The 26,288-nt window shown below is 67.1% G+C and carries 28 protein-coding genes; 18 read left to right on the top strand and 10 right to left on the bottom strand.

Features of this window, described 5'->3' with window-relative positions; genetic code table 11:
* Positions 1 to 16 precede the first annotated feature (16 nt).
* Positions 17 to 1,843, bottom strand: a complete 1,827-nt coding sequence (locus tag LC066_RS12265) for a hypothetical protein (protein ID WP_224899340.1) — start codon at positions 1,841 to 1,843, stop codon at positions 17 to 19.
* A gap of 645 nt (positions 1,844 to 2,488) precedes the next feature.
* Between LC066_RS12265 and LC066_RS12260 the strand changes: the two genes are divergently transcribed.
* The 6 genes from LC066_RS12260 (at position 2,489) to LC066_RS12235 (ending at position 7,997) form a co-directional block, all read left to right on the top strand.
* Positions 2,489 to 3,049, top strand: coding sequence for a F0F1 ATP synthase subunit delta (locus LC066_RS12260; protein ID WP_222480782.1), 561 nt, complete (start codon positions 2,489 to 2,491; stop codon positions 3,047 to 3,049).
* Positions 3,050 to 4,588 (top strand): F0F1 ATP synthase subunit alpha, encoded by a 1,539-nt coding sequence (gene atpA / locus LC066_RS12255; protein WP_222480784.1) that lies wholly within the window; start codon positions 3,050 to 3,052, stop codon positions 4,586 to 4,588.
* Between the two features lie 17 nt (positions 4,589 to 4,605).
* Positions 4,606 to 5,475, top strand: a complete 870-nt coding sequence (locus LC066_RS12250; protein WP_085887863.1) for a F0F1 ATP synthase subunit gamma — start codon at positions 4,606 to 4,608, stop codon at positions 5,473 to 5,475.
* A gap of 18 nt (positions 5,476 to 5,493) precedes the next feature.
* Complete coding sequence (gene atpD, locus LC066_RS12245; RefSeq protein WP_222480786.1) at positions 5,494 to 6,915, top strand: F0F1 ATP synthase subunit beta; 1,422 nt, start codon at positions 5,494 to 5,496, stop codon at positions 6,913 to 6,915.
* Between the two features lie 12 nt (positions 6,916 to 6,927).
* Positions 6,928 to 7,356 (top strand): F0F1 ATP synthase subunit epsilon, encoded by a 429-nt coding sequence (locus LC066_RS12240; RefSeq protein ID WP_085887860.1) that lies wholly within the window; start codon positions 6,928 to 6,930, stop codon positions 7,354 to 7,356.
* A gap of 293 nt (positions 7,357 to 7,649) precedes the next feature.
* Positions 7,650 to 7,997, top strand: coding sequence for an H-type lectin domain-containing protein (locus LC066_RS12235; RefSeq protein WP_222480788.1), 348 nt, complete (start codon positions 7,650 to 7,652; stop codon positions 7,995 to 7,997).
* Between the two features lie 51 nt (positions 7,998 to 8,048).
* Here the strand turns inward: LC066_RS12235 and LC066_RS12230 are convergent, their stop codons facing one another.
* The gene (locus LC066_RS12230; protein ID WP_224899339.1) at positions 8,049 to 8,744 is read right to left on the bottom strand and encodes a metal-dependent hydrolase; all 696 of its coding nucleotides are present in this window, start codon (positions 8,742 to 8,744) and stop codon (positions 8,049 to 8,051) included.
* Positions 8,745 to 8,839: 95 nt separating this feature from the next.
* Here LC066_RS12230 and LC066_RS12225 point away from each other — a divergent pair, with 95 nt between their 5' ends.
* The 7 genes from LC066_RS12225 to LC066_RS12195 all read left to right on the top strand — a co-directional run bounded on the left by LC066_RS12225 (position 8,840) and on the right by LC066_RS12195 (position 16,030).
* Entirely contained in the window at positions 8,840 to 9,484 is a 645-nt protein-coding gene (locus LC066_RS12225) for a ceramidase (RefSeq protein WP_224899337.1), read from the top strand.
* A gap of 97 nt (positions 9,485 to 9,581) precedes the next feature.
* Positions 9,582 to 9,869 carry an Asp-tRNA(Asn)/Glu-tRNA(Gln) amidotransferase subunit GatC gene (gene gatC, locus LC066_RS12220; RefSeq protein ID WP_085887981.1) on the top strand — a complete coding sequence of 96 codons (288 nt, stop codon included), beginning with the start codon at positions 9,582 to 9,584 and terminating at the stop codon, positions 9,867 to 9,869.
* A 38-nt stretch (positions 9,870 to 9,907) separates the two neighbouring features.
* On the top strand, positions 9,908 to 11,395 hold the full coding sequence (gene gatA, locus LC066_RS12215; protein WP_224899335.1) for an Asp-tRNA(Asn)/Glu-tRNA(Gln) amidotransferase subunit GatA: 1,488 nt from the start codon (positions 9,908 to 9,910) through the stop codon (positions 11,393 to 11,395).
* Between the two features lie 90 nt (positions 11,396 to 11,485).
* Positions 11,486 to 12,283 (top strand): hypothetical protein, encoded by a 798-nt coding sequence (locus LC066_RS12210; protein ID WP_224899333.1) that lies wholly within the window; start codon positions 11,486 to 11,488, stop codon positions 12,281 to 12,283.
* Positions 12,284 to 12,287: 4 nt separating this feature from the next.
* Positions 12,288 to 12,992: an N-acetylmuramoyl-L-alanine amidase gene (locus LC066_RS12205; RefSeq protein ID WP_224899331.1), complete on the top strand. Its 705-nt coding sequence runs from the start codon at positions 12,288 to 12,290 to the stop codon at positions 12,990 to 12,992.
* 288 nt (positions 12,993 to 13,280) lie between these two features.
* A complete protein-coding gene (locus LC066_RS12200) occupies positions 13,281 to 14,111 on the top strand; it encodes a YmdB family metallophosphoesterase (protein WP_222480797.1) in 831 nt (276 codons plus the stop codon).
* 134 nt (positions 14,112 to 14,245) lie between these two features.
* Entirely contained in the window at positions 14,246 to 16,030 is a 1,785-nt protein-coding gene (locus LC066_RS12195; protein WP_222480799.1) for an SLC13 family permease, read from the top strand.
* 142 nt (positions 16,031 to 16,172) lie between these two features.
* Here the strand turns inward: LC066_RS12195 and LC066_RS12190 are convergent, their stop codons facing one another.
* A complete protein-coding gene (locus LC066_RS12190; RefSeq protein ID WP_224899329.1) occupies positions 16,173 to 16,880 on the bottom strand; it encodes a M48 family metallopeptidase in 708 nt (235 codons plus the stop codon).
* Positions 16,881 to 17,078: 198 nt separating this feature from the next.
* Between LC066_RS12190 and LC066_RS12185 the strand changes: the two genes are divergently transcribed.
* A complete protein-coding gene (locus tag LC066_RS12185) occupies positions 17,079 to 17,330 on the top strand; it encodes a hypothetical protein (protein WP_222480803.1) in 252 nt (83 codons plus the stop codon).
* 42 nt (positions 17,331 to 17,372) lie between these two features.
* Here LC066_RS12185 and LC066_RS12180 read toward each other — a convergent pair whose 3' ends face one another.
* Complete coding sequence (locus LC066_RS12180) at positions 17,373 to 17,639, bottom strand: DUF167 domain-containing protein (RefSeq protein ID WP_224899327.1); 267 nt, start codon at positions 17,637 to 17,639, stop codon at positions 17,373 to 17,375.
* 139 nt (positions 17,640 to 17,778) lie between these two features.
* Here LC066_RS12180 and LC066_RS12175 point away from each other — a divergent pair, with 139 nt between their 5' ends.
* The 3 genes from LC066_RS12175 to LC066_RS12165 all read left to right on the top strand — a co-directional run bounded on the left by LC066_RS12175 (position 17,779) and on the right by LC066_RS12165 (position 20,266).
* Positions 17,779 to 18,900: a class II histone deacetylase gene (locus LC066_RS12175; RefSeq protein WP_224899326.1), complete on the top strand. Its 1,122-nt coding sequence runs from the start codon at positions 17,779 to 17,781 to the stop codon at positions 18,898 to 18,900.
* 95 nt (positions 18,901 to 18,995) lie between these two features.
* Positions 18,996 to 19,574 carry a nitroreductase gene (locus tag LC066_RS12170; RefSeq protein ID WP_224899324.1) on the top strand — a complete coding sequence of 193 codons (579 nt, stop codon included), beginning with the start codon at positions 18,996 to 18,998 and terminating at the stop codon, positions 19,572 to 19,574.
* Complete coding sequence (locus LC066_RS12165; protein WP_224899322.1) at positions 19,559 to 20,266, top strand: EI24 domain-containing protein; 708 nt, start codon at positions 19,559 to 19,561, stop codon at positions 20,264 to 20,266. The genes LC066_RS12170 and LC066_RS12165 overlap by 16 nt, the downstream gene beginning before the upstream one ends.
* 160 nt (positions 20,267 to 20,426) lie before the next feature.
* On the opposite strand, the gene LC066_RS12160 is transcribed toward LC066_RS12165, so the two are convergent.
* Positions 20,427 to 20,711: a DUF1467 family protein gene (locus LC066_RS12160; RefSeq protein WP_222480813.1), complete on the bottom strand. Its 285-nt coding sequence runs from the start codon at positions 20,709 to 20,711 to the stop codon at positions 20,427 to 20,429.
* Positions 20,711 to 21,115: a methylmalonyl-CoA epimerase gene (gene mce, locus LC066_RS12155; RefSeq protein ID WP_222480814.1), complete on the bottom strand. Its 405-nt coding sequence runs from the start codon at positions 21,113 to 21,115 to the stop codon at positions 20,711 to 20,713. Before mce ends, LC066_RS12160 begins: the two co-directional genes overlap by 1 nt.
* Before the next feature lie 205 nt (positions 21,116 to 21,320).
* Between mce and LC066_RS12150 the strand changes: the two genes are divergently transcribed.
* On the top strand, positions 21,321 to 22,028 hold the full coding sequence (locus LC066_RS12150) for a response regulator (protein ID WP_224899319.1): 708 nt from the start codon (positions 21,321 to 21,323) through the stop codon (positions 22,026 to 22,028).
* Positions 22,029 to 22,490: 462 nt separating this feature from the next.
* On the opposite strand, the gene wrbA is transcribed toward LC066_RS12150, so the two are convergent.
* The 4 genes from wrbA to LC066_RS12130 form a co-directional block, all read right to left on the bottom strand.
* On the bottom strand, positions 22,491 to 23,102 hold the full coding sequence (gene wrbA, locus LC066_RS12145) for an NAD(P)H:quinone oxidoreductase type IV (protein ID WP_222480818.1): 612 nt from the start codon (positions 23,100 to 23,102) through the stop codon (positions 22,491 to 22,493).
* Between the two features lie 241 nt (positions 23,103 to 23,343).
* Positions 23,344 to 23,895 carry a 2OG-Fe(II) oxygenase gene (locus tag LC066_RS12140; RefSeq protein WP_224899316.1) on the bottom strand — a complete coding sequence of 184 codons (552 nt, stop codon included), beginning with the start codon at positions 23,893 to 23,895 and terminating at the stop codon, positions 23,344 to 23,346.
* A 110-nt stretch (positions 23,896 to 24,005) separates the two neighbouring features.
* Positions 24,006 to 24,362 carry a hypothetical protein gene (locus tag LC066_RS12135; protein ID WP_224899314.1) on the bottom strand — a complete coding sequence of 119 codons (357 nt, stop codon included), beginning with the start codon at positions 24,360 to 24,362 and terminating at the stop codon, positions 24,006 to 24,008.
* A 141-nt stretch (positions 24,363 to 24,503) separates the two neighbouring features.
* Positions 24,504 to 26,162 carry an NAD+ synthase gene (locus tag LC066_RS12130; RefSeq protein ID WP_224899310.1) on the bottom strand — a complete coding sequence of 553 codons (1,659 nt, stop codon included), beginning with the start codon at positions 26,160 to 26,162 and terminating at the stop codon, positions 24,504 to 24,506.
* Positions 26,163 to 26,288: the final 126 nt, after the last annotated feature.

Genomic DNA, 26,288 nt, shown 5'->3' with positions numbered 1-26,288 from the left:
GGCGAGCCCGCCCCGATCAGGCGGCGGCGCTGCCGGCCAGCGAGGCTGCCGGGCTGAGGCTGCCGTCGCTGTTGCGGATCCAGATATCATCCAGCGTGATCGGCGCGCTGTCGTCCAGCGCCACGGTCATCGTCTGGTCGAAGCTGGCCCCCTCGGGTCCTTCAAGGCCGATCACCACTTCGACGTAGCCTGCCGTGGCGGAGGCCGTCATCTCCACCCCTGTTACCTGCGAGCCGTCGTCGGCGGTGCCCGCGATCTCCAGCCGGTCGGTGCCGCCCTGGAAGTCCTCGACCGTGCCGAGGTCCTGGGTATAGGCAAAATCTGGGATGGCGTCGTATTCCGCGTCTTCCATCAGCGCGATGCCGGGGACGAAGTAGCTGTCGCTGCCCGCGCCGCCATAGGCCAGCGCCTCGCCGAAGACGGTCAGCGTGTCATCGCCGCTGCCGCCGTGGACCTCGGCGTCGCCGGCGCCGATCATCCGGTCCGCCCCGGCGCCGCCCTGGCCGGTGGCGCTGCCCTCGGCGAATATATTGTCGGCACCTGCGCCGCCGAAGGCCTGGGCGTTGTCCGAGGCTTCGATCCAGTCGTCGCCCGACCCGCCGTAGGCCAGCGCATCCCCTGTCGCGGTGATCGTATCGCCCTGGGTACCGCCATGGGCCTCGGCCTCGCCGCTGGCCGTCAGCAGGTCCTCACCGGAGCCACCGTAAAGCTGCGCCTGGCCCGCGCCGGTCAGCCCGTCCTCGCCCGCGTCGCCATAGGCGCGGACGCTGCCGTTGGCGCTCAGCACGTCGTCGCCCTCGCCGCCGTATACCTGTGCCTCATCCGAGCCGGTTAGCGTGTCATCGCCCGACTCGCCGAACCCCGCGGCCCGATCGCTGACGTCGATGTCATCGCGCCAGGCGCCGCCATGGGCCGTGGCGTCCTCATGGGCGTAGAGGTGATCGGCGCCCCTATCTCCGTAAATCTGTGCACCGCCGCTGCCTGTCAGCGTATCCTGTCCCAACCCGCCGTGGGCCTCGGCCGTGTCGAAGGCCGCCAGCACGTCCTCTCCGCTGTCGCCATGGGCGACGGCATCATCCTCGGCCACCAGCGTATCGGCCCCAGCCCCGCCGTAGCCGAGCGCGCTGTCCTCGACCCTGATCCGGTCCTGGCCGTAGCCGCCGTGCACGGTGGCTTCTTCGAAGCCGTAAAGCGTGTCGTCATCCAACCCGCCGTACAGCTGACCGTGATCATTGGCATAGCCGAGATCGTCACCAGGCCCACCATAGATTTGCGCCTCACCGGCGGGCTGGTAGAGGTCCATGCCCGGATCGCTGTTGGCGCCGGCGAACAACGTGTCATCGCCCGATCCGGCGCGGGCGAAGCCCTGGTCGTAGGCTTCGACCTCATCGTCGCCAGATCCGCCCCAGGCCTTGGCCTGACCGGCGGCGGCGACCGCGTCGTTGCCCGCACCTCCATAGACCCGCGTGTCGTCCAGCCCGGCCAGGGTGTCTTCACCAGAGCCGCCATAGACGGTCAGGCTGTCCTGGGCGAAGGCAATGTCGTCGCCCTGGCCGGCGTAGACTGTGCCGCCACCAGATAGCGCGACATCCTGCGCCTCGGAGCCGTCGTAGAAGCGATCTTCGTCTTCCGGTACCTCCGCCACCTCATCGTAGGCCATGTCGATCAGCTGCCGCATCAGCCCTTCGACGGGCGCATCCTCATCGTCCTCCTCGCCGGGAATCGACGGGGTGGGTTCTTCCAGCATGTCGTCTCCGCTGTCCTCGGCGGGATCGTCATCATCGCTGCCATCGAACAGCGGCGCGGCGAGCAGGGGCAGAAGCAACAGAAAGAGGAATTCCATGAGCAAGACCTGAATGGATAATGAGGCAAGCGACGACGGGCCCGCCCCGAACAGCGGTTGTTGGGCTCGATGAGTCGCGCTTGATTTGAAATGAAATTATCGCTTTGATTTCGGCGGTAGGGTCGGAAACAGAGTGTTCACGCCCTATTTCTGCCGCATTTCACCCGGGCTGATGCGATTGCGCAACGCCTGCTGTCCGGTCCGGATTATGACCCCCGCGACGGGACGGTGACCGACGCGTCATGCCGCAGGCGCAGAGGGCCGGGGAATGTACAGGTTTCCCGTCCGAAACGGGTCGAACCGGGGCCGATCCGGGAGGGTCGTGAAATTGCGCGAGGGGCCCCTGCGGAGCCGAATCTTTGACTATGCATGAGAACCCGGCTGGCGCGAATCCCAAAAAGGTGAACAAATACTTGTGCTTTGCCCCGACCCCGGTCCCACGGCCCCGTGCGAATTGCGCACGGACCCTCCGAAGGCACTGAAAAACAAGGGCGATGAGGTTGGCGTTAACGGCTGCAAGCGGGTTGATGGGGGGGGAGGCCTCTGCTACACCCCCGCTGATTTTGATGCTCTGCTATGCTAGGGCTGCAAACCCCCTGCGCCGACATGACGGTCGGAACGGGGCCGAAAATCGGAAGGGTGGACGTGTCCGAACCAGCTTCGATCTCCTACGGCATCGCCTCGCGCTATGCTCAGGCCGTCTTCGACATCGCGCGCGAGAACGGCAAGCTGAAAGAGCTTGAAACCAACATCAAGGATCTGGCCGAAGCCCTGGCTTCCAGCGACGACCTGCGCGACATGATCCTGTCGCCGATCTACACGCGCGCGGAACAGGAAACGGCCATCCTGGCAGTCGCCGACAAGCTGGCGCTGAAGCCGGTGACCCGCAACGCCCTGGGCCTGATGGCGCAGAAGCGCCGCCTGTTCGCCCTGCCGCAGTTCTGCCAGCGCCTGAACGAGCTGCTGGCCGAGGAGAAGGGCGAAGTGACCGCAGATGTCACCTCCGCCACGCCTCTCAGCCAGGAACAGCAGGACAAGATTACCGCCATGCTCGCCGAGACCGTCGGCAAGCAGGTGGCCCTGAATACCGCCGTCGATGAGCAACTCATCGGCGGTCTCGTCATCAAGGTTGGTTCGAAGATGATCGATACCTCGATCCGTTCGAAGCTCAACGCTCTCCAGAATGTCATGAAAGAGGTCGGATAAATGGGAGTCCAAGCAGCCGAAATTTCTGCTATCCTCAAGGAGCAGATCAAGAACTTTGGCCAGGAGGCCGAAGTGGCCGAGGTTGGCCGGGTGCTGTCCGTCGGTGACGGTATCGCTCGTGTCTACGGCCTCGACAACGTCCAGGCGGGCGAGATGGTCGAATTCCCCGGTGGTATCCAGGGCATGGCGCTGAACCTCGAAGCCGACAACGTCGGCGTCGTGATCTTCGGCTCCGACCGGGACATCAAGGAAGGTGACACCGTCAAGCGCACCAACTCCATCGTGGACGTGGCTGCAGGCGACGCCCTGCTGGGCCGCGTTGTCGATGGTCTGGGCAACCCGCTGGACGGCAAGGGCCCGATCGAAGGCACCGAGCGTCGCGTCGCCGACGTCAAGGCGCCGGGCATCATCCCGCGTAAATCCGTGCACGAGCCGATGGCCACCGGCCTGAAGTCCGTGGACGCCATGATCCCGATCGGCCGTGGCCAGCGGGAACTGATCATCGGCGACCGTCAGACCGGTAAAACGGCTGTGGCCCTCGACGCGATCCTGAACCAGAAGACCTACAACGACGCCGCCGGCGACGACGACAGCAAGAAGCTGTACTGCGTCTACGTGGCCGTCGGTCAGAAGCGCTCCACCGTGGCGCAGCTGGTGAAGAAGCTCGAAGAGACCGGCGCGATCGAATACTCCGTCGTCGTCGCCGCCACCGCATCTGACCCCGCGCCGATGCAGTACCTGGCCCCCTACACCGCGACCGCGATGGCCGAGTACTTCCGCGACAACGGCAAGCACGCCCTGATCATCTACGATGACCTGTCGAAGCAGGCCGTGGCCTACCGCCAGATGTCCCTGCTGCTGCGCCGTCCGCCGGGCCGTGAAGCCTACCCGGGCGACGTCTTCTACCTCCACTCCCGCCTGCTGGAACGTTCGGCCAAGCTGAACGAAGACTTCGGCTCCGGTTCGCTGACGGCTCTGCCGATCATCGAAACCCAAGGCGGCGACGTTTCCGCGTTCATCCCGACCAACGTGATCTCGATCACCGACGGCCAGATCTTCCTGGAAACCGACCTGTTCTACCAGGGCATCCGCCCGGCCGTGAACACCGGTCTGTCGGTGTCGCGTGTGGGTTCGTCCGCTCAGACCAAGGCCATGTCCTCGGTTGCCGGCCCGGTGAAACTGTCGCTCGCCCAGTACCGCGAGATGGCCGCCTTCGCCCAGTTCGGCTCCGACCTGGACGCCGCCACCCAGCGTCTGCTGGCCCGTGGTGCCCGCCTGACCGAGCTGATGAAGCAGCCGCAGTACCAGCCGCTGACCAACGCGGAAATCGTCTGCGTCATCTTCGCCGGCACCAACGGCTACCTGGACAACGTCCCGGTTTCCGAAGTGGGCCGCTACGAAGCCGAGCTTCTGAAGTTCCTGCGCAACAGCAAACCCGAAATCCTCGAGTGGATCACCAACGAAGATCCCAAGATCAAGGGTGAGCCCGCGGACAAGCTGAAGGCAGTGCTGGACGAGTTCGCAGCCGATTTCGCCTGAGCCTAGGGAGGTAACACATGCCTTCTCTGAAGGACCTCAAGAACAGGATCGAGTCGGTCAAGTCGACCCGCAAGATCACCAAGGCCATGCAGATGGTTGCCGCGGCGAAACTTCGCCGCGCGCAGGAGGCCGCCGAGATGTCCCGCCCCTACGCGGAACGTTTCAACGCGGTCCTCAGCCAGCTTGCATCCTCGGTGGGCGGGTCGGACACCGCACCGCTCCTGCTGAAGGGCACCGGCAAGGACGATGTTCACATGCTGGTCGTCATGACCGCCGAGCGCGGTCTGTGTGGCGGCTTCAACGCGAACATCGTCAAGCTGGCCCGGACCCGCATCGCGGAGCTGCAAGCCGCCGGCAAGACGGTCAAGATCCTGACCGTCGGCAAGAAGGGCCGTGAGCAGCTCAAGCGTCAGTATGGCGACCTCTTCGTCGGTCACGTCGACCTGACCGAGGTGAAGAACGTCGGCTACGCCAACGCGCAGGAGCTGGCAGCGACGCTGCTGACCTCCTTCGAGGAAGGCGAGTTCGACGTGGCCACGATCTTCTTCGGCAAGTTCGAGAATGTCGTCAGCCAGGTGCCGACCGCGCAGCAGGTGATCCCGGCCGAGTTCGAGGAAACGGACGCGCCCGCGATCGACTACGACTACGAGCCCGGTGAGGCCGAGATCCTGGAAAGCCTGCTGCCCCGCGGCGTGGCCACCCAGATCTTCGCGGCCCTGCTGGAAAACGCTGCCTCGGAGCAGGGTGCCCGGATGTCCGCCATGGACAACGCGACCCGCAACGCTGGCGAGATGATCGACAAGCTGTCCATCGAGTACAACCGTACCCGTCAGGCGGTCATCACCAACGAGCTGATCGAAATCATTTCGGGCGCCGAGGCGCTCTAAGGAACCGGAGAAAACGACATGGCAATGAAAGGCAAAGTGACCCAGGTCATCGGCGCCGTCGTGGACGTGCAGTTCGAAGACGGCCTGCCGGCCATTCTGAACGCGCTGACCACCGACAACAACGGTAACCGTCTGGTCATGGAAGTCGCGCAGCACCTGGGCGAGAACACCGTCCGGGCCATCGCAATGGACGCCACCGAAGGTCTGGTGCGCGGTCAGGCAGTGGAAGACACCGGCGCGCCGATCTCGGTTCCCGTCGGCACCGCCACCCTGGGCCGCATCCTGAACGTCGTCGGTGAACCCGTCGATGAAAAGGGCCCGGTCGAGGCAGACGAGTTCCGCCCGATCCACGCCCCGGCACCGGACTTCTCCGAGCAGGCGACCGAAGCGGAAATCCTGGTCACCGGCATCAAGGTCATCGACCTTCTGGCCCCCTATTCCAAGGGTGGTAAGATCGGCCTGTTCGGCGGCGCCGGCGTGGGCAAGACGGTTCTGATCCAGGAGCTGATCAACAACATCGCAAAGGTGCACTCGGGCCTGTCCGTGTTCGCCGGTGTTGGTGAACGGACCCGTGAAGGTAACGACCTCTACCACGAGATGATCGAATCGGGCGTTCTGAACCCCGACAACCTGACCGAGTCGAAGATCGCCCTGTGCTACGGCCAGATGAACGAACCGCCGGGTGCCCGTGCCCGTATCGCGCTGACCGGCCTGACCCTGGCCGAACAGTTCCGCGACGCGACCGGGACCGACGTTCTGTTCTTCGTCGACAACATCTTCCGCTTCACCCAGGCCGGTTCGGAAATGTCCGCACTGCTGGGCCGTATCCCCTCTGCTGTGGGTTACCAGCCGACGCTGGCCACCGACATGGGCGCGATGCAGGAACGGATCACCTCGACCAAGAACGGTTCGATCACCTCGATCCAGGCCGTCTACGTTCCCGCGGACGACCTTACCGACCCCGCACCGGCAACGACCTTTGCCCACCTCGATGCAACCACGGTTCTGAACCGTGCGATCTCCGAGCTCGGCATCTACCCGGCCGTGGACCCGCTCGACTCCACCTCGCGTCTGATGGACCCGCTGGTGATCGGCGAGGAACACTACCAGGTGGCACGTGACGTCCAGGGTATCCTCCAGCGCTACAAGTCGCTGCAGGACATCATCGCCATCCTCGGCATGGACGAACTGTCGGAAGAGGACAAGCTGACCGTGGCCCGCGCCCGGAAGATCCAGCGTTTCCTCTCCCAGCCGTTCGACGTGGCAAAGGTCTTCACCGGCTCCGATGGCGTCCAGGTTCCCCTGGAAGACACCGTCAAGTCGTTCAAGGCCGTTGTCGCCGGCGAATACGATCACCTGCCCGAGGGCGCCTTCTACATGGTTGGCGGCATCGACGAAGTGATCGCCAAGGCCGAGAAGATGGCCTCGGAAGCCGCGTAAGGTAGGGATCTGATGGCAAACACGATGGACTTCTCCCTTGTCTCGCCGGAACGGAGCCTGGTCTCCGGCCCGGTGAGCGAGGCGCAGATTCCGGGTGAGGAAGGGGATCTGACGGCCATGCCCGGGCATGCGCCGATGATCACCACCCTCCGCCCCGGTGTCCTGCACCTCAAGGGACCGGACGGAGAGGACGATTACGTCGTCTCCGGCGGTTTCGCCGAGATCTCGGCCGAGGGCGTGACCGTCCTGGCCGAACGTGCCCTGCACACCAAGGAAATGACCCAGGACGTCCTGAACGACTGGGTCCAGGAAGCGCACAAGGCCTGGAAGGACGCGACCGACGACAATGGCGTCGCGCGTGCGGGCAAGCTGCTGGCCGACATGGTGGCCATGGGCACCCATATCGGCCTGGACCCGGATCACGCCAACTACGTTGACTGATCGCCGGTCCGGCGACCTGAACCGACCTTCATCAAGGCCCCGGCATCGTCCGGGGCCTTGTTGCATTTGGGGCAGGGTGTTCATGGGCAGGGGCGGTGCGCCGTGCGGTTGTCTGGCGCCGTGCAGCCGACGTAAGCATCTTTTCAATTCTTCGCGGTCTATCCCGGTCCGGGACGGCCTGCCGCTTCGGGCCTCCGCAGCGTTGCCGGCGGGGCAGGTCATCCTAAGTTAGGGGGTGCACAAACGATTGAAAACGCGACAGGGTGCAGGCCTCTACGGGACAACGGACGACTATGAAGAAATTGACGACCAACGTGATCGGGATCGACCAAGGGGATATGGTCATGTTCTCGGATTTCCAGGATGGCGGCGAGATGTGGACGGGCACGGGCCCGAGAGAACGCCGCCGCCGCGTGACCTTTGACGAACCATTCCGCGAGGTACCGAGCGTTCATTGCGCCCTGTCGATGTGGGACATGGACAACGGATCGAACCTGCGCGGGGATCTGGAGACGGAGAATATCGGCCGTGACGGCTTCGACGCCGTTTTCAAGACCTGGGGTGACACCCGCATCGCCCGGGCGCGCATCCGTTGGATCGCCATCGGCCCGGTGCGCGGCGAGGGCGACTGGGACGTCTGAGGGGACGCTTCGGGACGGAGCCGGGGGGCAAAGCCCCCGGCCGCCAGTGTGTCACAGTTCGATGGCTTCCATCACCTGCGGCTCGATCACGTCGACCCCGGGCAGTTCCGACTTCAGCAGGTCGGCATTCTGTTCCAGCAGCGGGAAGGTGCGATAGTGCATCGGCACCAGCGTCTTGAAGTCGAAGAAGGTCTTCGCGGCATAGGCGGCGCGGCGCATGTCCATGGTGAAATGGCCGCCGGCGCATAGGATGCCGATGTCGGGTTTGTGCAGATCGTGGAAGATCTTCATGTCCGCCATCACGTCGGTGTCGCCGGAGAAATAGATCGTGTGGCCTTCGCCCTCGATCATGAAGCCCGATTCGGAGCCGAGGTAGACCGGCACGCCATCCGCCGTCTCGGTGGCCGAGGAATGGGTGGCGTGGACCATGGTCACCTTCACCCCGTCGATGTCGACGGTGCCGCCCTTGTTGAACCCGGTGGTTTCGACGCCGTGCTGGTCGGCCACCCATTTCATCAGTTCGACCATGCCGAAGACCGGGATGCCCAGCTCCTTGGCGACGGGGCCGACATCGTTCAGGTGGTCGCCATGGCCATGGGTCACGAAGATGTGGGTGGCGCCTGCGATGGCCTCTGCGCGACGTTCCTCGGGGAACATCGGGTTGCCGGTCAGAAAGGGATCGAGCAGGATCACCTTGTCGGCGATTTCCAGGCGGAAGGAGCCGTGGCCGAGCCAGATCAGTTTCATGGAGTACCTCATATCATTTGGGCCGGGACGGAACGGATCCCGCCCGGGGATGCAATGCAGGTAACCTACCGTCCGACAATGACAAGGAAAGCCCCTTGGACTGGAATGAGAGCATTGATGCCTATTGTGAACGCCTCGGGCCCGAGGTCTGGGCGGAGCCGGTCAATGCGCTGACAAACCTTGCCTTTGTCCTGGCCGCCCTCTGGGCCTGGCCGCGCGTTCGGGGCATGGCGACCGGTCAGGTCCTGGCGGGGATCCTCTTCGTGATCGGCGTCGGGTCCGGCCTGTTCCACACCCTCGCCACGGCCTGGGCGTCGATGGCCGACACCCTGCCGATCCTCGCTTTCATCCTGGTCTACATCTTTGCGGCGACCCGCGATTTCCTGCACCGTCCGCGCTGGCAGGCGGCACTTGTCACGCTGGCCTTCCCCTTTGTTGCGGGGGCCATGGCGCCGATGCTGTCGGGCGTGCCGCTTTACGGCGCCAGCGCTGGTTACCTGCCGGTGCCGCTGATGATCGCCGCCTATGCGCTGATCCTGGCGCGGCGGGCGCCCGCCACCGCGCGCGGGCTGGCGATCGGGGCTGGCCTTCTGGTGCTGTCGCTGACCTTCCGTTCGCTCGACATGCCGCTTTGCGGGGCGACGGGTGGGCTGGGCACGCATTTCCTGTGGCACATCCTCAACGCCGTCATGCTGGCCTGGATGATCGAGGTCTGGCGCCGCCATCAGCTGCGCGGCTAGCCCTGCCAGATAGGGCCTGGCAGTGGCTTGCGGCCCGTGCCTGCGGGCGCTAAACCCGTCTGCGATCCGAAACCAGGAACATCCCCGGGAGATGCCCATGTCGATCGACACCGAAACCGCGGCCAAGGTCGCGAAACTGGCCCGCATCAAGGTGGAAGACGACGCGCTGCCCGCCCTGGCGGAAGAATTCAACACGATCCTCGGCTTCATCGAACAGCTGAACGAAGTGGACGTGGAGGGCGTGGAACCCATGACCTCGGTCACGCCCATGCGCCTGAAACGCCGCGAGGACGTGGTGACTGAGGGCGACCAGCAGGACAAGATCCTGGCCAATGCTCCCGACGCCCGCGAAGGTTTCTTCGCCGTGCCCAAGGTGGTCGAGTAAGACCGAAGATCCACGCCCGACCGGAGAGGCGAGACGAGATGACCGAGCTGAACACCCTGACCATTGCCGAGGCCCGCGACGCCCTGAAGAAGGGGGAGGTGACCTCTGCCGCGCTGACCGAGGCCTGCCTGGGCGCCATCGAAGGCGCCGGCGCGCTGAACGCCTTCGTGCACAAGACCCCCGAGATCGCCATGCAGCAGGCCGAGGCAGCCGATGCCCGCCTGAAGGGCGGCGAGGCGCCCGCGCTCTGTGGCATTCCGCTGGGGATCAAGGACCTATTCTGCACCAAGGGCGTGGCCAGCCAGGCCGCGTCGAACATCCTCGGCGGCTTCAAGCCCGAGTATGAATCCACCGTTACTGGCAACCTCTTTGCCGACGGCGCGGTGATGCTGGGCAAGCTGAACATGGACGAATTCGCCATGGGAAGCTCGAACGAGACCTCCGCCTACGGCAACGCCGTGAACCCCTGGCGCCGCGAGGGTGACGAGACCCCGTTGACCCCGGGCGGCTCCTCCGGTGGCTCGGCCTCGGCCGTGGCTGCGGACCTCTGCCTCGGTGCCACCGGCACCGACACCGGCGGCTCGATCCGCCAACCCTGCGCCTTCACCGGCACCGTGGGGATCAAGCCGACCTACGGGCGCTGTTCCCGCTGGGGGATCGTGGCTTTCGCCAGCTCGCTGGACCAGGCCGGCCCGATGACCAAGACGGTGCGCGACAGCGCCATCATGCTGCAGGCCATGTGCAGCCATGACCCCAAGGACTCGACCTCCGTCGATTTCCCGGTGCCCGATTTCGAGGCGGCGCTGACCGGCGACATTCGCGGCAAGACCATCGGTATCCCCAAGGAATACCACATGGAGGGCATCCCCGCGGAAATCGAGCAGCTGTGGACCCGCGGCAAGGAAATGCTGGCCGATGCCGGCGCCAAGGTCGTGGACATCTCGCTGCCCCATACCAAGTACGCGCTGCCCGCCTACTACGTGATCGCGCCCGCCGAGGCCTCGTCGAACCTGGCGCGCTATGACGGTGTGCGCTACGGTCACCGGGCCACCCTGGCGGCGGGCGACGGCATCACCGAGATGTACGAGAAGACCCGTGCCGAGGGCTTCGGCTCCGAGGTGCAGCGCCGGATCATGGTCGGCACCTACGTGCTCTCCGCCGGTTTCTACGACGCCTACTACAACCGTGCCCGCAAGGTCCGCGCGCTGATCAAGCGCGACTTCGATGAGGCGTTTGCCAGCGGTGTCGACGCGATCCTGACCCCTGCCACGCCCTCCGCCGCCTTCGGCCTGGGCGAGATGAAGAGCGCGGATCCGGTGCAGATGTACCTCAACGACGTGTTTACCGTGACGGTGAACCTCGCCGGTCTGCCCGGCGTCTCGGTGCCCGCCGGCGTCGACAAGCAGGGCCTGCCCCTGGGTCTGCAACTGATCGGCCGCCCCTGGGAAGAGGGCGATCTGCTGAACACCGCCTATGCGCTGGAGCAGGCGGCCGGGTTTGTTTCCAAGCCCGCGAAATGGTGGTAACCCGGCTTCCTAGGCCCTGAAGGGGCCGCGCCGGGTGGCGCGGCGCCCGATCCACCCCGGGGCCGTTCGGGCGGTACGAGAGAGTTTCAGATGCGCGAGATTACCCTGGCCGTGGCCCTTCTGGCCCTTGCTTCCTGCACCCCCGGCGTGCCCGACAGTGCCGCCGGCGTCGGCTTCGGCGACTACCAGAGCTACCAGCAGCAACGCGATGCGGAGCTGCAATCCTCGACCATCGCACCGCCGCCCAACGTCTCCTCCGAGACGCTGCCGGGGCAGCAGGGCGCCGCGGGCGAGCGCCCGCTTTCGGCGATGAACACCCTGCCCGCCGGGGCCGAGACGACGCCCGCCGGCGCCGGCAACCAGGGCGCCGACAGCGCCGAGGCCATTGCCGCCGACGCCCAGGCGGCGCTGAATGCCGCCACCGCCAACTCCGGCGAAGCGCCGCTGGAGGCCAGCCCCGCGAACCCCGCCCCCGAAGCGGTGAACCCGCTGGGCATCTCCGAGGAGAACGATTTCGGCGCCGTCGATCAGCAACGCTCGATCGAGGAAGACGCGGAGTTCATCCAGGAAAACCGTGCCCGCTACGAGCAGATCCAGCCCGAGGCCCTGCCCGAGCGGGCGGATACCGGCCCGAACCTGGCCGCCTATGCCCTGGGCACCACCCATTCCGTGGGCACGCCGCTCTACACCCGGATCGGCATCAATGCCGAGGCGCGTTATACCCGCAACTGCGCCAAGTACGCCTCGCCCGATCTGGCCCAGGCCGACTTCCTGTCGAAGGGCGGGCCGCAGCGCGACCGCATGGGCCTCGACCCCGATGGCGATGGTTTCGCCTGCACCTGGGATCCCTCGCCCTTCCGCAAGGCCGCGCAGGGCGCGTCGGAGTGATCGCATGAGCCACTGGCAGGAGGGGGCGGAACCCTACGCCTCCCCCAACCAGAACGACCGCCGCGACGGGCTGACGCCCTATCTCGTGGTGCTGCATCACACCGCGATGGAGACCGCCGAGGCCGCGCTGCAACGGCTGGCGGACCCGAGGGCCGAGCCGACCCCGGTTTCCGTTCACTATGTCATCGCCGAAGATGGCCGTCTCTGGCAGATGGTGCCGGAGGACCGCCGGGCCTGGCACGCGGGCGTGGGAAGCTGGGGCGGGCTGGATGACGTGAACTCCCGATCCATCGGGATCGAGCTGGCCAACCCGGCGCCCAACCCCTTCGCTGAACGCCAGATGGCGCGGCTGGAATGGCTGCTGCCGCAGATCCTGCACCGCTGGTCCATTCCGCCCGAAGGGGTGATCGGCCACTCCGACATGGCCCCGACGCGCAAGGCCGATCCGGGGCCGAAGTTCGACTGGCGTCGGCTGGCGCTGCAGGGCCTGTCGGTCTGGCCGGACCCGGCGGCGCGTGACGACACCCCGCTGGCCGAGAGCCTGCCGCGGATCGGCTATCCGATGGAAGACCCGGCGGCCGCCTTCGCCGCCTTCCGCATGCGCTTCCGCCCCTGGGCGCGCGGCCCGGAAGAAGTTGCGGATCGCAGGGCGGCGGCCGACCTGGCACGCCGCTTTCCCGCCCGGCGGGGGCCTGCGGCGTCCGGCTGAGCGGATCGGCCTGGCGGCCGATGCCTCCGGCGGGAGTATTTCCGACAAGGTGAAGGGCTGGGACGGCACCCGGTCTGTGTCCCTCCCCCTGTCTGGGTCGGGTGCGGGCGCGCAGGCCCTCGCGGCGGATGCCTCGCTGGCGCGGTCACGCCCCTTCACCTTGTCCGAAATACTCCGGGGGGAGGCTCCGGCACGGAGACGGGGGGCAGCGCCCCCTCCCGCCCGTCCCCGCGGACCGGTGCGCCGAAACACTTGCCTCCCGCCGCCGGGGGGCATAGGGCTTGGCCCATGCGGATGATGTTTCTCGGAGATGTGATGGGGCGCGCCGGGCGTGCCGCCATCACGGAGTGGCTGCCCAAGTTGCGGCAAGCCTGGCGGTTGGATTTCGTCGTGGTCAATGGCGAGAACGCCAGCCACGGCGCGGGGCTGACCGGTGCCCATGCCAAGCTGATCCTCGATGCCGGCGCCGATGTGGTGACCCTGGGTGACCATGCCTTCGACCAGAAGGACATGCTTCAGGCGATCGAGGCGGACAAGCGCATCATCCGGCCCCTGAACTACGCCAAGGAATGCCCCGGCGTCGGCGCGCGCGTCTTCGACGCCACGAACGGGCGCAAGGTGCTGGTGGCCCAGGTGCTGGGCCAGGTCTTCATGAAGCGCCCCTTCGAAGATCCCTTCAGCCAGGTCGACGCCGTGCTGCGCAAGTACCCGATGGGCGGGCTGGTGCAGGCCGCGCTGATCGACGTCCACTGCGAGGCGACCTCGGAGAAGATGGCCATGGGCCACTTCTGCGACGGGCGCGCCTCGATGGTGGTCGGCACCCATACGCACGTGCCCACGGCGGACGCGCAGATCCTGCCCAGGGGCACCGCCTTCCAGTCCGATGCGGGCATGACCGGCGATTACGATTCGGTCATCGGCATGGACAAGGGGGAGCCGATGCGCCGCTTCGTCACCGGCATGTCCAAGGGCCGCTTCACCCCTGCCGAGGGGGCGGCCACCGTCAGCGGGCTCTACGTCGAGACCGATGACCGCACCGGCCGCGCCACCCGGGTCGAGATGGTGCGCCAGGGCGGACGGCTGTCGGCCTCCGGCCCCGGTCCGGTCGAGGCGGGCTGATCCCCATGATGCCCGGGCAGAGGGCACCCGGGCGCCAGACGCCCCGGTCCCGCACGCGCGGCGCTTGCATGCCGCCGGTTGCTGCGCCTAGATCGGCATCGGGCGAATGCCATCGCTGAGGGAGTGCAGCTAGGATGCTGGCCATCGACATTTCGCAGACCGGCGAAGCGCTGCTGACCCTGGGGGTCGTCGTGGCGATGTTCGTGCTTTTCGTGCGCGAGACCTATCCGACCGAGGTGGTGGCCATCGCCGGCATCTCGCTGATGCTGCTCCTGGGCCTGCTGCCCTATGACCTGGCCCTGCCGGTGCTGTCTAATCCGGCCCCGTGGACCATCGCCGCGATGTTCATCGTGATGGGGGCGCTGGTGCGGACCGGTGCGCTGGAGGCCTTCACCCAGACAGCCACCTCCCAGGCCAGTCGCCGGCCGATCCTGGCCCTGGCGATTCTCTTCGCCTTCGTGGCCCTGTCTTCGGCCATCGTGTCCAATACGCCGGTGGTCGTGGTGATGATCCCGGTCTTCGTGCAGATGGCGAAGACGCTGGACATCATGCCCTCCAAGCTATTGATCCCGCTTAGCTATACCGCCGTCATGGGTGGCACGCTGACCCTGATCGGCACCTCCACCAACCTGCTGGTCGACGGCGTGGCGCGCACCCAGGGGCTGGAGCCCTTCGGTATCTTCGAGGTCACGCCCATTGGCCTGGTTGTCGTCGGCTGGGGCTGTTTCTACCTGCTGGTGGTGGGGCGCTTCCTGTTGCCGGGCCGTGATTCCATGGCCTCAATGCTGTCGGATCGCTCGAAGATGAAGTTCTTCACCGAGGCTGTAATTCCCCCCGACAGCAACCTGGTCGGGCGCGAGGTGACGGGCGTGCAGCTGTTCAAGCGGGAGGGCGTGCGCCTGATCGATGTGCTGCGCGGCGACGAAAGTCTGCGCCGCAACCTGAAGGGGGTCGAGCTGCAGGTCGGTGACCGGGTGGTGCTGCGCAGCCATATCTCGGAACTGCTCAGCCTGCAGCGCGACAAGAGCCTGAAGCGCGTGGATCAGGTCAGCGCGGTGGAGACCACCACCGTCGAAGTGCTGATCACCCCGGGCTGCAAGATGGTGGGCCGGTCTCTGGGCTCGATGCGGCTGCGGCGGCGTTATGGTGTCTATCCGCTGGCGGTGCATCGGCGGAACCAGAACATCGGCCGACAGCTGCAGCTGGATGAGCTGGTGGTACGCGTGGGCGACACGCTGCTGCTGGAGGGCGCGCCCGAGGACATCCGCCGCCTGGCGCGCGAGATGGACATGGTCGATGTGGCCACCCCCAGCGAACGCGCCTATCGCCGGTCCCAGGCGCCGATCGCCATCCTGGCGATCCTCGGCATCGTGGGTCTGGCAGGCCTCGGCGTGGCGCCGATCCTGATGCTATCGGTGATGGCGGTGGCGCTGGTGCTGGTGACCCGCTGCATCGACGCGGACGAGGCCTTCGGCTTCGTCGACGGGCGCCTGCTGGCGCTGATCTTCTCCATGCTGGCCATCGGCGCGGCGCTGGAACACACCGGCGCGGTGGAGCTGATCGTGCGGGCCATCGCGCCGGCGATGTCCGTGCTGCCGCCGGTGCTGGTGGTCTGGGCGGTCTACCTGCTGACCTCCGTGCTGACGGAGCTGGTCTCGAACAACGCCGTGGCCGTGGTGATGACGCCGATTGCCGTGGGGCTGGCGCAGGCCATGGGGGTCGACGCCCGGCCGCTGGTCATCGCGGTTATGATCGCCGCCTCGGCCAGTTTCGCCACGCCGATCGGTTACCAGACCAACATGCTGGTCTATGGCCCCGGCGGCTACAAGTTCACCGACTTCATGAAGGTGGGTATCCCGCTGAACCTGTCGATGGGCATCGTGGTCAGCCTGGTCATCCCGCTGCTCTGGCCGCTCTGAGCCGAGGGCCATGGGGCACACCGCCGCCGATGGCCCGCGGAGCCCGCGGTATTCTCTTTGCTGGAAATACCCCGGCGGAGGCTCCGGTACGGAGACGGGGGTAAAGCCCCCTCGCGTCGGCTTGCCCGCGCGCGTGCCTCGGTCAGCGCGCGGCCAGCGCCCGCCGCACGGTGGCCATGCGTTCGGCATTGGGGGGGTGGCTGCCCAGGAATTTCTCGCCCGGATCGGGCAGCCGGTCGAAGTAAAGCGCACCGCGCAACGGGTCGTAGCCCGCCTCGCGTGCGATCTGCGTGCCGAGGTAGTCGGCATCCAGCTCGAACTGGCGCGAGTAGGAGCGGGCGCCGTAGGCCGCCCCCATCTCCGAGGCACGGCGGACCGCCGCCTTGGATGCCCCGGCCCGCAGGGCGGCATCGGCATAGACCTGGGCGCCCTGAGCGGCGTAGTCTCGCTGGCGTTTCAGGTGATCGAGGATGTGGTGGCTGGCCTCGTGGCTCATCACAAAGGCCAGTTCATCGGGGTTCTGCATGTCCGCGATCAGCGCCAGGGTGAAGATCAGGACCGGCTGGCCATCGATGTCTAGCGTCTGGAAGGCGTTTGCGGGCATCCGGCGGCGGCTGTCGATGGCGATGCGGAAGGCGCAGCGGTCATCCTCGCGCCGGGCGCGACACATGCGTTCGGCCACCGGCTCCACCGTTTCGACCACCTCCGCGAACTGCCGCGCCGCTCGGTCGGCCTTCTGGCGCAGCTCGGCGGCTTCCTCGGGCGACAGCCGGTCGGCCCCCGTCGGCAGGGCGCAGGCGCCGAGGCCGAGCAGCAACAGGACAGCGAGGAAGGAGCGCAGGGCAGTCATGTCAGGGCGGGATCCGGTCTGGTCGTGTGAGGGGCGAGGGTGGATGGGGCGCAGGCCGGCCCGGGCGGCAGGCACGGTGCGACGGGGCGGCGCGAAACCCATCATATAGACGATGCGCGGGGTGAATACAGTCCCGAGAAGGCGGTCTTGCCGGATTCACCCATTTGCGGCTGGCCTGACCGGGGGTAAGGTAGACGCATGTTTACGATTGAGCACGAATTCGACTGCACTGTTGTCACCCTGGTCGACGATGGGCCGGCCCCGCTGCAGGAGGACGTGGCGGTCAATGCCTTTGCCGAGTGCATCACGGTCGAGCAATACGATCCCCGCACGGACGAAGTGGTCCGCGTGACGCTGTCGATGGCGCAGCTGCGCGACCTCAGCGCGGCGCTGAACCTGCCCGAGGGCAGCTATACCCTCGCCACGCGGGCGACGCCGGCCGTCGGCTGACCGCGGCTCAGGGCGCCGGCGCGTGGCGCCCCGCGTCGTCGTCTAGTCATCGATGCGGAACACCTTCTCGCGCGATGTCTGGCCCCGGATCAGCACCAGCCGTGTCTTGGCCAGCCCCAGCGATTTCGCCAAAATCTTGCGCACCGCCTCGTTTGCCTTGCCGTCCTCCGGCACGGCGGTGACATGCACGCGCAGCGTGCCGTCCTCGCCTTCCGCGATCCGGTCGCGTGAGGCCTTCGGCGTGACCCGCGTGGCGATCTCCCTTCCCGGGTGGGCCAGGTGCGTCAGATCGGGAAGCTTCACGGCCATGGGCCCTCCTTTCGGACAGGGACAGGGGCAGGGGCGGCGGCGCGGACCGGCGGGCGATGCGCTTGGGGCGGGTGGCCCTTGCAACCCGGGCCGCCCCGGATCAGTCTGCGCCCGACGAAAGACACCAGGAGGCGCAAGCATGTCAACCGACCCGACGAGCCGGACAGGATTCTACTGGGATGAACGGTGCTTCTGGCATTCGGGCGGCAACTACGCCCTGACCCTGCCCGTGGGGGGCTACGTGCAGCCCCTGGCGGCCGGCGGGTTGCCCGAAAGCCCGGAGACCAAGCGCCGGCTGAAGAACCTGCTGGACGTGTCGGGGCTGACCTCGGAGCTGCATGTCTCCTCTGCCCCCGAGGCCAGCCGCGAAGACCTGCTGCGGGTCCATCCCGCCAGCTACCTTGATGAGTTCAAGGCGATGTCGGACGCGGGCGGCGGAGAGCTGGGCCTGCGCACGCCCTTCGGTCGGGGCGGATACGAGATCGCGGCACTGTCTGCCGGGCTGGCGACGACGGCGCTTGCGGACATCATGGCCGGCCGGGTCGACAACGCCTATGCCCTGTCGCGCCCCCCGGGGCACCATTGCCTGCCCGACTGGCCCAACGGGTTCTGCCTGATGGCCAATATCGCCATCGCCGTGGAGGCCGCGAAGGCCCGGGGCGAGGCGCCGCGCGTGGCCGTGCTGGACTGGGACGTGCACCATGGCAACGGCACCGAGCATATCTTCTACGACCGCGACGACGTGCTGACGATCTCGATCCACCAGGAGAACAACTATCCCCTCGACACCGGAGCCCTGGCCGACCGGGGCCGCGATGCGGGCGCGGGGTACAACATCAACATCCCCCTGCCGCCCGGCGTGGGCCATGTCGGCTACCTGGAGGTGTTGGACCGGATCGTCGCGCCGGCGCTGGAGGACTACAAGCCCGACGTCATCATCGTCGCCTGCGGCTTCGACGCCGGGATCTATGATCCCATCGCGCGCATGTGCTGCACGATGGAGACCTACGGCGAGATGACCGCCCGGATGAAGGCCCTGGCCGAGCGCCTCTGCGACGGGCGCCTGCTGATGGTGCATGAGGGCGGCTATTCCGAGGTCTACGTGCCCTTCTGCGGTCACCGCGTGATCGAGGTGCTGTCAGGCACGCAGATCCGGGTGGAGGATCCGATGGCCGAAACCGTGCGCATCCGCCAGCCCAACGACGGCTTCAACGCCTATATCTCGGGCGTGATCGGCGAGATCGCGGCGGCCCTCGGTTAGTCCCGCATCCGGCCCCGGGCCTTTCGGGTTGAAACCCCGGGGCCCAGGGCCGACATAGCCCGTGACCCGGAACCTTCCATCCGAAGAGAGACCCCATGCCCGAGAGAAACCAGGCGGCGCTGGACTTCCTGCTGACCCGCCGTTCCCGCCCGGCCAAGACCCTGGCGGCCCCCGGCCCCTCGCGTGCGGAACTGGATGTCATCCTGACCGCCGCCGCCCGCACCCCCGACCATGGCAAGCTGGAACCCTGGCGGTTCGTCGTGCTGGAAGGCGCGGCCTTTGCCCGGCTGGCCGAGCTGGTCCGCACCCGGGGCGCCGCGCTGGAGAAATCCGAGGCCGATATCGCGAAAAGCGTGAAGCAGTTCGATGATGCCGTCGTCTGCCTGGCCGTCGTCTCCAGCCCGAAGCCCTCGCCCAAGGTGCCGGAAATCGAACAGGTCTACTCCGCCGGGGCCGTCTGCCTGGCGGCGCTGAACGCAGGTCTCGCTTCGGGCTGGGGCGCCAGCTGGCTGACCGGCTGGCATTGCTTCGACCGTGGCTTCGTCGAGGAGGGGCTGGGCCTGTCGCCCGAGGAAAGCATCGCCGGGCTGATCTTCTACGGCACCGAACAGGTGACCCCGCCCGAACGTCCGCGCCCCGAGTTGAAGGAGATCACCACATGGATCTCGGACTGATCCTGTCGGGCTTCACCCGGGCGCTCGGCCAGACCGGGGATCCGCGGTTTCGCCGGGTGCTGTTCATCGGTGTCGGGCTTACGCTGGCGTTGCTGGCGGGGGCGGCCTGGATCACCTGGTTCGGGATCGGCTGGGCCATCGGGGATGACGCCAGCCTGCCCTGGATCGGCACTGTGCCCTGGCTGAACGATCTGGCCGCCGCCGGCGGGTTGCTGGCGATGATGGTGATCTCGGTCTTCCTGATGGTGCCGGTGGCCTCGGCCATCACCTCCATGTACCTCGACCAGGTGGCCGAGGCAGTGGAGGACCGGCACTACCCCGAACTGCCGCCGGTGCCTGGCACCAGCTTCGCGGAGGACCTGCGCGATACGCTTGGCTTCCTGGGCGTCATCATCCTGGCGAACCTGGTGGCGCTGGTCTTCTACCTGCTGCTGGCACCGCTGGCACCCTTCATCTTCTGGGGGGTGAACGGCTACCTGCTGGGCCGCGAATATTTTACCCTGGCCGCCATGCGCCGCCTGGGCCGCGCGGGGGCCGAAGAACTGCGCAAACGCAACATGGGGACGATCTGGCTGGGTGGCATCCTGATGGCGGTGCCGCTGACCGTGCCGATCCTGAACTTGGTGGTGCCGATCCTGGGGGCGGCCACCTTCACCCATATCTTCCACGGGCTGGCCGCCAAGCGCCGCTAGGTCGATGCGAAAACTGGAACTGCCCCGATCGGAGGGAAGGCGTGCCCGTCGGGCGCGCCTTTTTCATCTGGCAGGCCGGGTTGGCCCGTGCCGGGCCAGGCCTCCGGCGAGAGTATTTTCAGCCCAAGTATGGGGTGGGACGATCCGCTCCGCCGCCCTGTCAGCCCGCCGTGGCCGGGGCGGACATGCGGTTGAACCAGTCGAGATCCTCGACGGTGATCCAGCCCGACAGGATGATGCCCGCGATGATGACGAAAAGCACCGTGGCCGCGCCGGTGGTGATCCACAGCTTCGGCTTCAGGTGGTGCACCTCCAGCGAGCCCGACTGGGTGCCGCGCAGCACGCGGCCCATGTCCTGCTGCGTCTTCAGCTTCAGCGGCGCGACGATCAGCAGGGTCATCCACCAGATCACCGCGTAGAGGACGATGCCAGAGGTGATGCCCATCAGACCTGCTCCAGCTCGATCAGGGTGCCGTTGAAATCCTTCGGGTGCAGGAACAGCACCGGCTTGCCATGGGCGCCGATCTTCGGCTCTCCGCCGCCCAGGACGCGGGCGCCCTGGTCCAGCAGCCGGTCGCGGGCCGCCAGGATGTCGTCGACCTCATAGCAGATGTGGTGGATGCCGCCCGCCGGGTTCTTGTCGAGGAAGCCCTGGATCGGGCTGCCTTCGCCCAACGGGTAGAGCAGCTCGATCTTGGTGTTGGGCAGGGTGATGAAGACCACGGTGACGCCGTGATCGGGCTCGTCCTGCGGCGCGCCGACCTCGGCGCCCAGGGTCGAGCGGTACTGCTCCGCCGCGGCCTCCAGGTCGGGGACGGCAATGGCGACATGGTTCAGGCGGCCGATCATGGGGGGTCTCCTCTTCCTCACCTGCGTCCTTATCGCCTGTCCGGGGGGCGGCGCGCAAGCACGCCCGACAGGTCGCGGCGTCACACCGCAGCGGCCGGCGGTGGCGTGCGAGGACGGCACGGCGTGGCCGCGTGCGCTTAACTTGGCGTTCACCTTCTCCCGCCTAGCCTGAGGTCAGGCCCTGCCGGCCGCAGGAGGACATCCGATGGACCCGCTTGAGACAATCGCCGCCCCGACCGCCAGTCGCCCGATGTTGGGGCTGACCGTGCTGGTGGTCGAGGACAGCCTTTATGCCTCGGAGGCGCTGCGCCTGCTGTGCTTGCGATCCGGCGCCCGGATCCGTCGCGCCGATTGCCTGCGCTCCGCCCACCGTCACCTGCAGGTCTATCGACCCTCGGTCGCGGTGGTCGATCTGGGCCTTCCCGACGGCTCGGGGGCCGAGCTGATCGGGGAGCTGACCCGTGGCGCCGCCCGCCTGGGCGTCGTGGCGGCCATGTCGGGCGACCCGGGGACCGAGGCGGCGGCGCGTGAGGCCGGCGCGCAGATCTTCTTCGAGAAACCGATGACCAGCCTCGCGGCCTTCCAGCAGGCGATCCTGGCGCAGCTGCCCGAGGAATACCGGCGGTCCGGGCCGCGCGCCCTGCCGGCGGAGCCGATAGAGCCGGATCCGGTGGCCTACAAGGACGATATGGCCCATGCGGCGGAGCTGTTGCAGGAGGCGACCGATAGGCAGACGCTGTTCTATCTCGGGCAGTTTCTGCAGGGCGTGGCGCGTTGTGCGGGGGATGAGGAACTGCAGGCGGCGGCAGATCACCTGTCATCGCGGCTGGCGGAGGATCAGCCGATACGCTCGGATCTTGGACAGCTGGCGGGCCTCTTGCAGGCGAGGGTCGGGCAACGCATGGCCATCTGACGTTGCGGTTTCGCAGGCTGGCTTGTCTGCACAGGGCGCACATGCGGCATGGAGGCGCGCAGGCTCGACCTGTTGGTGGCCGCAGCCTTGGGGACGTGTCGGAGAGGCGATGCCGGCGAGTCCGAACGGTGGTCGCGCCTGGTGCCTATGGTCTGAAGAGTGTCACAGGAGGGGCAGCGCGTGGGCGGTGAGCCGCGCCGGCGCCAAGCCGAGGGCGGGGGAGCCGGTAAGGCTCCCCCAGCCGATGCCGCCGGGAGGGTAGGCCGCCCTCGGGGAGAGGGGCGACCCCGGAAACATCGGATTGCTGGGCGGGCCCCCGTCAGGGCCGTGCCCGGTTTTCAAAGGCCGACTTGGCGTGGCCGCGCCTGTTTTCCGTCGTTGGGGCGCCCGAGGCAGTCCCGCCTGCGGTCAAGACTGACGGTTTTGCCTGACCCGGCGGGCGCGGTCGGCGCGCCTCCAGCCTCAGGCGGGTTCCGCGACCTTGTCGACCAGCTTGGCGGTCACTTCGACCAGACGGGTGGCCTGATGCGCGACGGCGGCTTTGCCCTTGTCATCGAAGGCGCCGGCCTTGCCGGAATAGCCGTAGGGGTTGCCGCCGGCTTCGACGATGCTGTCGGAGGTGAAGCCTGGGGCCACGATGATGGCGCCCCAGTGCATCACGGTCGGGTAGAAGCTGAGGATCGTGTTCTCCATGCCGCCGTGATTGTTGCCGGTGGAGGTGGAGGCTGTCACGGTCTTGTTGGCCAGGCCGCCCTGGGCCCAGACACCGCCCAGGGTGTCGATGAAGGCACGGATCTGCGACGGCGCGCCGCCGAAGCGGGTCGGGAAGGAGAAGAAGTAGCCATCGGCCCATTCCATGTCGGCCGGGGTGGCGACGGGGATGTCCTTGGTGGCTTCGAGGTGCGCCTTCCAGGGCTCCTGCGTGTCGATCACCTCCTGCGGGGCCGTTTCGGCCACGCGCAGCAGGCGGACCTCGGCGCCGGCCTCACGGGCCGCGCGGGCGGCCTCTTCGGCGACGGCGTAGTTGGTGCCATAGGTGGAGTAGTAGATGACGGCGATCTTGGGGGCGCTCATGTCGGGGCTCCTGTGGTTGTCTGCGATGTCTGCCCGCGGTCGGGACAGAGGTGTCTCGTTTGAGCCCCAGATAGGGCCGGAACGCCGGGGACAGAATTGCCGCAGGTGCAAAGCCGTTGTGCGTGGATGCACTAAGCGCGGCAAGGATTTGCCTGCAAAAGCATCACCGAACGCTGGCGCGCGCTGATCCAGGCGACTCGAGGAGGCGCCCTTCAGGATTTCTCGCCATCAAGTCAGTGTGTTAGCGGAAGGGGGCGCCGTGGGCCCAGACGGTGAAGGAAAACCGCTCTCCCCCGGTCACCGGGGTCACCCGATGCAGCGCGAAGGAGGGGAACAGCACCGCGGTGCCCGGCTCCAGAGGCGCGGTGGCGAGGTTGGAGTTCATCCAGACCTCCAGCGTGCCGCCCTGGTAGGCGCCGGGCTCCGACAGCTGGGTGACCAGCGTCAGCTTGCGCCGCGCCGCCAGACGGCCCTCGCCGATGTCGGAATGCCAGGTGAAGTGCCCTTCGCGTTCGGCGCCGTAGCGGGCGATCTGGGGCGATTCGGCGAAATCGGTCAGGTCGAAGTCGAAGACCTCGCGATTGGCCCGGGCCACCAGGGCAATCAGCCGCTCCATCACCCAGTCGGTGTCGGGCAGGTCGTCGAGCCAGACCAGGTCGGCGCGGCGCAGGTTGTGTTCGGTCGTGGCCCGCACGAGGCCCGCATCGGCGGCGGGCGCGGCGCGGGCCACCTCGATCAACTGGCTGCATTCGGCGGGAGAGAAGGCGTCGGGAACGGTATGGAAGGTGATCATCGGCGTCGGGATTGGAAAGGGTGCGCCATCCTGCCCGCGAAGCGCGGCTCAGGCTGCGACGTTTCCGACTGATGATGTGTCGTTTTCGGGCCGTGGTTGTGGCGCCGCGCCTAGCGTTCGGGGCCGGCGTCGGCCAGGACCTTGCCACTGACCGGTGTCCGGGCGCGCTGGATCCGGAAACCACAGCGTACCAGGGCGCGTTCGACGCGCTCGACCTTGGCCGGCGTGCTTTCCATCCGGGCGATCCCGGCGCAAAGCTGTGCCGCCAGGTAACCCGTGGCCTTCGCCGGATAGCGGCGCCCCTGGTTCTGGATGTAGCGGGTGGCGGTGCGGCGGCGGCCCGTCACCTCATGCAGCCAGTCTTCGCCGTAGTGATCGATGAGGGACATGGCATCGAGGACATCCTGCCGCGTGAAACGGTCGAGCCCTCGCAGGAAACGAGGCTTGGCGCCGGGGAGTTCTTTCATGCGTTCAAACTAGCGGCTGCCGCAGCGGAAGGGTACATGCAATTCACGCATTTCTGTCATGACTGAAGATACGCCATCCGATGGACATGTCGCCGCCGATGACGGCCGCGCGGATACCGGGGCGGTGACCGACGCCGGGCCTCAGCTCGGGTCCCGCCAGCGGTTCACGATGGGATAACGCCGGTCCAGCCAGAAGGCCCGGTTGGTCAGCCGTGCGCCGGGGGCCGCCTGGAAACGCTTGTACTCTGACAGGTAGATCAGCCGCTCGACCTTCTTCACGTCGTCGCGGTCATAGCCGGCTGCCAGGCAGTCGGCCACCGACCGCTCATCATCCACCAACATGGTCAGGATCCCGTCCAGCACCGGATAGTCGGGCAGCGAATCGCTGTCCTTCTGGTCCTCGCGCAGCTCGGCCGAGGGCGGCTTGGTGATGATCCGTTCGGGGATCACCTCGCCCTCGTTGCCCATCATCCAGTCGCGGTGATTGGCGTTGCGCCAGCGGCAGGTCTCGAAGACGCGGGTCTTGTAGAGGTCCTTGATCGGATTGTAGCCGCCGGACATGTCGCCGTAGATCGTGGCGTATCCCACGGCGACCTCGGACTTGTTGCCGGTGGTCAGCAGCATGGCCCCGAACTTGTTCGACAGCGCCATCAGCAGTAGCCCGCGCAGGCGGGACTGGATGTTCTCCTCGGTCAGGTCGGGCTGGGTGCCCTCGAAGAGCGGCGCCAGCGCCTCTGTCACTGCGTCGCGGGGGCCGGAGATCGGCAGGTAGTCGTAGCGGCAGCCAAGCGCCTTGGCGCAGGCCTCGGCGTCTTCCAGCGAATGCGCGGAGGTGTATTCGGAGGGCAGCATGACGCAGCGCACGTTGTCAGGGCCCAGGGCATCGGCGGCGATGGTGGCGACCAGGGCCGAATCGATGCCGCCCGAAAGCCCCAGCAGAACCTTCCTGAACCCGGTCTTGCGGCAATAGTCGCGCAAGGACTCGACCATGACGCGGTAATCCTGCTCCCACTCGTCGGGCATATGGGCCTTTTCGGCCTCGACGATGCGCCAGCCCTCGGTGCCGCGTTCCAACTCGACCATCTGCTGGGCCTCGTCGAAGACCGGCATCTGGAAGGCCAGCCCGCCGTGCGGGTTCAACCCGAAGCTGCCGCCGTCGAAGACCTGGTCGTCCTGGCCGCCCACCAGGTTGAGGTAGATCAGCGGCAGGCCGGTTTCGACCACGCGGCCGACCATGTGGTTGTAACGGGTGTCCATCTTGTGCCGGGCATAGGGCGATCCATTGGGCACGATGAGGAACTCGGCGCCGGTTTCCTCCAGCGTTTCAGAAACCTCGGGGTGCCAGGCATCCTCGCAGATGGGGAAGCCGACGCGGGCGTTGCCCACGGCCAGCGGGCCGCCCAGGGGGCCGCTGTCGTAGAGGCGCACTTCGTCGAAGACAGTGTCGTTGGGCAGGTTGTGCTTCAGCGCGCTGGAGACGACGCGACCGTCCTTCAGCATGTGGTATGCGTTGAAAAGCTCGGCCCCTTCGACATGCGGGCCGCCGATCATCAAGGGCGGGCCGTCGGCGCAGCGCTCGGCCAGGGCCGCGACGGCGGCGATGGCGTCGAGGTAGAAGGCCGGCTTCATGATCAGGTCCTGGGTCTGGTAGCCGGTGATGAACATCTCCGGCAGGCAGACCAGATCGGCGCCGGCATCGCGGCCCTGTTCCCAGGCGGCAAAGGCCAGATCGGCGTTGCCGGAAAGATCGCCCACGGTGGCGTTGAGCTGTGCAAGCCAGATGCGGAACCTGTCTGCCATGTGACCTCCTTGCGGCCGGGGACCGGCGCTGTGTCGTCCTGTCTACGTGGTCCGCGGCGATGGCACGCGCGCGGGTCGGGGCCTGCTTAGCGGTCAGACCCGCCGAGGGGAAGGCGATTTGGCGAA

It is taken from the genome of Pseudooceanicola marinus (assembly GCF_020177265.1).
Classification (GTDB): Bacteria; Pseudomonadota; Alphaproteobacteria; order Rhodobacterales; family Rhodobacteraceae; genus Pseudooceanicola; species Pseudooceanicola marinus_A.
The sequence above is the reverse complement of the archived record's forward strand: the minus strand, read 5'-3'. Positions and strand labels throughout refer to the sequence as shown.

Excerpts from the sequence above, each read along its gene's own strand:
- LC066_RS12200 (WP_222480797.1), top strand. The coding sequence starts at position 13,281 with ATGCGGATGATGTTTCTCGGAGATGTGATGGGGCGCGCCGGGCGTGCC.
- LC066_RS12190 (WP_224899329.1), bottom strand. The coding sequence starts at position 16,880 with ATGACTGCCCTGCGCTCCTTCCTCGCTGTCCTGTTGCTGCTCGGCCTC.
- LC066_RS12210 (WP_224899333.1), top strand. The coding sequence starts at position 11,486 with ATGCGCGAGATTACCCTGGCCGTGGCCCTTCTGGCCCTTGCTTCCTGC.
- LC066_RS12185 (WP_222480803.1), top strand. The coding sequence starts at position 17,079 with ATGTTTACGATTGAGCACGAATTCGACTGCACTGTTGTCACCCTGGTC.
- LC066_RS12170 (WP_224899324.1), top strand. The coding sequence starts at position 18,996 with ATGCCCGAGAGAAACCAGGCGGCGCTGGACTTCCTGCTGACCCGCCGT.
- LC066_RS12240 (WP_085887860.1), top strand. The coding sequence starts at position 6,928 with ATGGCAAACACGATGGACTTCTCCCTTGTCTCGCCGGAACGGAGCCTG.
- LC066_RS12250 (WP_085887863.1), top strand. The coding sequence starts at position 4,606 with ATGCCTTCTCTGAAGGACCTCAAGAACAGGATCGAGTCGGTCAAGTCG.
- LC066_RS12140 (WP_224899316.1), bottom strand. The coding sequence starts at position 23,895 with ATGATCACCTTCCATACCGTTCCCGACGCCTTCTCTCCCGCCGAATGC.
- LC066_RS12265 (WP_224899340.1), bottom strand. The coding sequence starts at position 1,843 with ATGGAATTCCTCTTTCTGTTGCTTCTGCCCCTGCTCGCCGCGCCGCTG.
- LC066_RS12130 (WP_224899310.1), bottom strand. The coding sequence starts at position 26,162 with ATGGCAGACAGGTTCCGCATCTGGCTTGCACAGCTCAACGCCACCGTG.
- LC066_RS12230 (WP_224899339.1), bottom strand. The coding sequence starts at position 8,744 with ATGAAACTGATCTGGCTCGGCCACGGCTCCTTCCGCCTGGAAATCGCC.
- atpA (WP_222480784.1), top strand. The coding sequence starts at position 3,050 with ATGGGAGTCCAAGCAGCCGAAATTTCTGCTATCCTCAAGGAGCAGATC.
- LC066_RS12160 (WP_222480813.1), bottom strand. The coding sequence starts at position 20,711 with ATGGGCATCACCTCTGGCATCGTCCTCTACGCGGTGATCTGGTGGATG.
- LC066_RS12165 (WP_224899322.1), top strand. The coding sequence starts at position 19,559 with ATGGATCTCGGACTGATCCTGTCGGGCTTCACCCGGGCGCTCGGCCAG.
- LC066_RS12175 (WP_224899326.1), top strand. The coding sequence starts at position 17,779 with ATGTCAACCGACCCGACGAGCCGGACAGGATTCTACTGGGATGAACGG.
- LC066_RS12135 (WP_224899314.1), bottom strand. The coding sequence starts at position 24,362 with ATGAAAGAACTCCCCGGCGCCAAGCCTCGTTTCCTGCGAGGGCTCGAC.
- mce (WP_222480814.1), bottom strand. The coding sequence starts at position 21,115 with ATGATCGGCCGCCTGAACCATGTCGCCATTGCCGTCCCCGACCTGGAG.
- wrbA (WP_222480818.1), bottom strand. The coding sequence starts at position 23,102 with ATGAGCGCCCCCAAGATCGCCGTCATCTACTACTCCACCTATGGCACC.
- gatA (WP_224899335.1), top strand. The coding sequence starts at position 9,908 with ATGACCGAGCTGAACACCCTGACCATTGCCGAGGCCCGCGACGCCCTG.
- LC066_RS12180 (WP_224899327.1), bottom strand. The coding sequence starts at position 17,639 with ATGGCCGTGAAGCTTCCCGATCTGACGCACCTGGCCCACCCGGGAAGG.
- LC066_RS12205 (WP_224899331.1), top strand. The coding sequence starts at position 12,288 with ATGAGCCACTGGCAGGAGGGGGCGGAACCCTACGCCTCCCCCAACCAG.
- atpD (WP_222480786.1), top strand. The coding sequence starts at position 5,494 with ATGGCAATGAAAGGCAAAGTGACCCAGGTCATCGGCGCCGTCGTGGAC.
- LC066_RS12195 (WP_222480799.1), top strand. The coding sequence starts at position 14,246 with ATGCTGGCCATCGACATTTCGCAGACCGGCGAAGCGCTGCTGACCCTG.
- LC066_RS12150 (WP_224899319.1), top strand. The coding sequence starts at position 21,321 with ATGGACCCGCTTGAGACAATCGCCGCCCCGACCGCCAGTCGCCCGATG.
- LC066_RS12235 (WP_222480788.1), top strand. The coding sequence starts at position 7,650 with ATGAAGAAATTGACGACCAACGTGATCGGGATCGACCAAGGGGATATG.
- gatC (WP_085887981.1), top strand. The coding sequence starts at position 9,582 with ATGTCGATCGACACCGAAACCGCGGCCAAGGTCGCGAAACTGGCCCGC.